Consider the following 3,814-nt stretch of genomic DNA (forward strand, 5'->3'; position numbering starts at 1 on the left):
GCGCGCCCCGTCCTCCTCGGGGCGCCGCCGGCCGGGCGGGGGCGGCCCCCCCCCGCCCAGTCCCCCCGCCGCCCCCGCCGGCGCCCCCCCCCCGGGCCCGCCCCGCTGTGCCTCGTACCGTCATGCCTCGTCGCGTGCGCACTCCCAGGCGATGCCGTCCAGGATGTCGTGCTCGCTGACGACGACCTCCTGGGCGCCGGTGCGTTCCATGATCGAGAGCAGCACGAGGGCGCCCGCGCCGATGACGTCCACCCGGCCCGGGTGCATCACCGGGATCGCGGCGCGCTGCGCGTGGGTGGCGGTGAGGAGGTGGTCGGTGATCTCCTTGACCCGCCCGTAGGGGACGCGGGAGCGGTGGATCGCCTCGGAGTCGTAGCTCTCCAGGCCCAGCGCGATCGCGGCCACCGTCGTCACCGAGCCGGCCAGGCCGACCAGCGTCCGGGGCTCGCGCAGCGGGACGACCTCTTCCGCGAGGTCGAGCGCCGCCTCGATGTCGGCGCGGATCGCGGCGATCGCGGCGGGGGTCGGCGGGTCGACGACGGCGCCGTCCCGTACGAGATGGCGCTCCGTCAGCCGGACGCAGCCGATGTCCACCGACCGCGCCGCCCGCACCCGGTCGTCCCCGACGACGAACTCGGTGGAGCCGCCGCCGATGTCCACCACCAGGAAGCTGTCCCGCCCCGGCAGCTCCTTCGTCGCGCCGGTGAAGGAGAACGCCGCCTCCTGGTCGCCGGTGATCACCTCGGGCTCCACGCCCAGGATGTCCACCACCCCGCGCACGAAGTCGTCGCGGTTCTCGGCGTCGCGCGACGCGGACGTGGCCACGAAGCGGATCCGCCGCGCGCCGTGCTCGGCGATGACGGCCGCGTACTCCCGGCAGGCGGCGAACGTACGCTCCAGCGCCTCCGGCGCGAGCCGGCCGGTCCTGTCGACGCCCTGGCCGAGCCGTACGATCGTCATCCGCCGGTCGAGATCGACCAGTTCGCCCGTCTCCGGGTGGACGTCGGCGACGAGCAGGCGGATCGAGTTCGTACCGCAGTCGATGGCCGCGACCCTGGTCATTCCGCCCCCGCCCCGGCGTCCGCGCCGGACGACGGAGCGACGCACGGCGTCACGCACGGCCCCTTCGCCCACCACTCGGGCAGCATCGCCAGCGCCTCGTCGCCGAGCGGGTTCACCCCGGGCCCGGCCGCCAGCGAGTGGCCGACCAGGACGTGCAGGCACTTCACCCGGTCCGGCATGCCGCCCGCGCTGGGGAAGCCCTCCAGCACCTCGATGGCGTCACGCCGCGCGAGGTAGTCCTCGTGCGCCGCGCGGTACGCGGCGGCCAGCTCGGGGTCGGTCGCCAGGCGCTCGGTCATCTCCTTCATGACGCCGTTCGCCTCCAGCGTGCCGATGGCCGAGGCCGCGCGCGGGCACGTCAGGTAGTACGTCGTCGGGAAGGGCGTGCCGTCGGGGAGCCGCGGCGCGGTCTCGACCACGTCCGGCTGTCCGCAGGGGCAGCGGTGCGCGATGGCGCGCAGCCCGCGCGGCGGGCGGCCGAGCTGCTCCTTGAAAGCGGCGACGTCCGCCTCGGTGGGCTCGGTGCGTGCGGTCTGCGGAGGGGGCGTCTTCATGCCTGCCTGGTTCTGCCGTTCCGGATTCTTGTCGTGCGGTGCGTGCGGTGCTGTGGGGATGAAAGGGACGGAGATGGAGAGGGGACGGGGCGTGCGGGGAGGATACGTACCTCACCTGCCGGGGCGGTCCGCCTCGTCCACGCCGTCCAGGACGTTCGAGTACCAGGGCCGGTCCGCCGCGCCCTGCTCCGCGCGCCGCTCCTCCGCCGCGTCCGGGTCGATGACGGTGAACCCCGTCTCCCCCGGCCGCAGGTAGTGCAGATGCTCACGGGCCAGCCGCTCGATGTACGCGTCGTCCTGGAGCCGCGCCTTCTCGTCGCGCAACTCCTCCACCTGGCGCTCGGCCTCCTGGCTCAGCCGCTCCTGCTCGGCGATCTCGTTCCGCTGCGACACGTACTCCCGCATCGGATACGCGAGCGCCACGACCAGGGTGCAGACCACCAGCGCGAGGAAGGCCGCCCGGCCCGTGAGCCGGGAGCGGCGGTCCTGCCTGCGGTTCTGCGAGCGGTAGACCCGCGCCGCGGTCTGCTCGCCGAGCAGCCGCAGTCTGGTCGAGGTGGAGAACCGGTCCCGGTTCCCGGCCATGGCCCGCCTCCCCTGTCACGTACGTACGTCCCCGGACACGGTACGGGACCGCGGCCGGGGACGTACGGACGACGGGCGGGGCGGCCGCCCATGAGGGGGTGGAGGTGACGGGTTACGTGACCTCCCGGGCCTCAGCCGTTCGCGGAGCGGAACCGCGGGAACGCGCTGCGGCCCGCGTACACCGCCGCGTCGTCGAGGATCTCCTCGATGCGCAGGAGCTGGTTGTACTTGGCGACGCGGTCCGAGCGGGCCGGGGCGCCGGTCTTGATCTGACCGCAGTTCACGGCCACCGCGAGGTCGGCGATCGTGACGTCCTCGGTCTCACCGGAACGGTGGGACATCATGCACTTGAAGCCGTTGCGCTGGGCCAGCTCGACGGCGTCCAGCGTCTCGGTCAGCGAGCCGATCTGGTTGACCTTGACGAGCAGGGCGTTGGCCGAGCCCTCCTCGATACCGCGGGCGAGGCGCTCCGGGTTGGTGACGAAGAGGTCGTCGCCGACGATCTGGACCTTGGAGCCCAGCTTGTCGGTGATGATCTTCCAGCCGGCCCAGTCGTCCTCGAAGAGCGGGTCCTCGATGGAGACGAGCGGGTAGGCGGCGACCAGCTCCTCGTAGTACTCGGTCATCTCGGCGGCCGAGCGCGACTTGCCCTCGAACTCGTACGAGCCGTCCTTGTAGAACTCGGACGCGGCGACGTCGAGCGCGAGCGCGATGTCACGGCCGGGGACGTAACCGGCCTCCTTGACCGCTTCGAGGATGAGGTCGAGCGCGGCGCGGTTGGACTCCAGGTTGGGCGCGAAGCCGCCCTCGTCGCCCAGACCGGTGGAGAGGCCCTTCTGCTTCAGGACCTTCTTGAGCGTGTGGTAGACCTCGGCACCCCAGCGCAGCGCCTCGGAGAAGGACTCCGCGCCGATCGGGGCGATCATGAATTCCTGGATGTCGACATTCGAATCGGCGTGCGAGCCACCGTTCAGGATGTTCATCATCGGAACGGGCAGCAGGTGCGCGTTCGGGCCGCCCAGGTAGCGGAAGAGCGGCAGGTCGGACGCCTCGGAGGCGGCGTGCGCGACGGCGAGCGAGACACCGAGGATGGCGTTGGCGCCCAGCGAGCCCTTGTTCTCGGTCGCGTCCAGGTCGATCATCGCCTGGTCGATCAGCCGCTGCTCGGTGGCGTCGTACCCGACCAGCTCCGGGCCGATCTGCTCGATGACGGCGAGGACGGCCTTCTCGACACCCTTGCCCAGGTAGCGGTTGGCGTCTCCGTCGCGGAGTTCGACGGCCTCGAACGCACCGGTGGAGGCACCGGAGGGGACGGCAGCACGGCCGGTGCTGCCGTCGTCGAGGCCGACCTCGACCTCGACCGTGGGGTTGCCTCGGGAGTCCAGGATTTCCCGGGCTACGACGACGTCGATGGACGGCACGAGCATCTCCTTCTGGGATGTGACGCGTGGGTGCAGGGTCTCTTGGCCTTGCGACATGAGCCTAACCGGCTCCGGGTCATCGGCCAGCCGGTGCCCGCCCCCTAAGACGTTCACGGGGCCCGGCCGGGCCCCGTGAGACCCCCGGCCCCACCACAAAATGCCCCCGGCCCCCCCGGCGGGGGGGGTGGGGGC

4 protein-coding genes are annotated in these 3,814 nt (G+C 72.3%); all 4 read right to left on the reverse strand.

Annotated features, from left to right (window positions below):
* Positions 1-120: 120 nt before the first annotated feature.
* The 4 genes from ACFXPK_RS31380 to eno all read right to left on the reverse strand — a co-directional run bounded on the left by ACFXPK_RS31380 (position 121) and on the right by eno (position 3,628).
* Positions 121-1,062, reverse strand: a complete 942-nt coding sequence (locus ACFXPK_RS31380) for an exopolyphosphatase (protein WP_385080524.1) — start codon at positions 1,060-1,062, stop codon at positions 121-123.
* On the reverse strand, positions 1,059-1,616 hold the full coding sequence (locus tag ACFXPK_RS31385; protein WP_385080526.1) for a DUF501 domain-containing protein: 558 nt from the start codon (positions 1,614-1,616) through the stop codon (positions 1,059-1,061). Before ACFXPK_RS31385 ends, ACFXPK_RS31380 begins: the two co-directional genes overlap by 4 nt.
* A gap of 111 nt (positions 1,617-1,727) precedes the next feature.
* Positions 1,728-2,201, reverse strand: a complete 474-nt coding sequence (locus tag ACFXPK_RS31390) for a septum formation initiator family protein (RefSeq protein WP_385080528.1) — start codon at positions 2,199-2,201, stop codon at positions 1,728-1,730.
* Positions 2,202-2,332: 131 nt separating this feature from the next.
* On the reverse strand, positions 2,333-3,628 hold the full coding sequence (eno, locus tag ACFXPK_RS31395) for a phosphopyruvate hydratase (RefSeq protein WP_385007630.1): 1,296 nt from the start codon (positions 3,626-3,628) through the stop codon (positions 2,333-2,335).
* Positions 3,629-3,814 lie beyond the last annotated feature (186 nt).

It is taken from the genome of Streptomyces sp. NPDC059142, from assembly GCF_042755665.1.
Classification (GTDB): Bacteria; Actinomycetota; Actinomycetes; order Streptomycetales; family Streptomycetaceae; genus Streptomyces.